Origin of the sequence: Subtercola lobariae, assembly GCF_014640255.1 — a bacterium.
Taxonomy (GTDB): Bacteria; Actinomycetota; Actinomycetes; order Actinomycetales; family Microbacteriaceae; genus Subtercola; species Subtercola lobariae.
Genome location: NZ_BMGP01000021.1, coordinates 1 through 699 on the forward strand (window position 1 = coordinate 1; position 699 = coordinate 699).

Here is a 699-nt window from a genome sequence, read left to right on the forward strand (position 1 = left end):
CTATTATCAACTCCCCGAGGCTTATCGCAGATTTATACGTCCTTCTTCGGCTCCAGATGCCAAGGCATTCACCGTTTGCTCTTAAAAACTTCAACAAACAAAATCACACAACAAAGACCAATGTTAAATCCCCAGACATAAATGCCTGAAGAAACATTGATTATCAGTCTGTATCCGCAACAAACACCGCCCCGCTCAAAGAGCTGGCCGGTCCTTTTACGTGACACATCTGATGATGCTCGCGTCCACTGTGTAGTTCTCAAAATACGGGCGGTACCCCAAACAGAACGGGAACAAATCCCCGACCTGAAATAAGGCCCAGAGTTACGAAACCAACCCACCCATCACGCAGTAAACAAATACCACACGACAGAAAGGCTGCCCGGTCCCTCAGGACCCAACAGCGTGCACAACACAGCCACAACACACCCGCTCTTCCAAACCCCGAAGGATCGTACTAACCAAACATGCTGCACTACGCGAATGTCAAATGTTCCACCCATGAGCGCCACCAACAGATAACTTCCGCTGAAATGACTGTCCGTGCGATTCGCCTGTATACAGAGCGACACGAAACGTGCTCCTTAGAAAGGAGGTGATCCAGCCGCACCTTCCGGTACGGCTACCTTGTTACGACTTAGTCCTAATCACCGATCCCACCTTCGACAGCTCCCCCCTCACGGTTGGGCCACTGGCTTC

The 699-nt window shown here is 50.8% G+C and carries 2 rRNA genes; both read right to left on the reverse strand.

The features are described 5' to 3' along the window. Positions 1 to 95, reverse strand: a 23S ribosomal RNA gene (locus tag IEX24_RS19360); the annotation flags it as partial. A 493-nt stretch (positions 96 to 588) separates the two neighbouring features. After that, positions 589 to 699, reverse strand: a 16S ribosomal RNA gene (locus IEX24_RS19365); the annotation flags it as partial.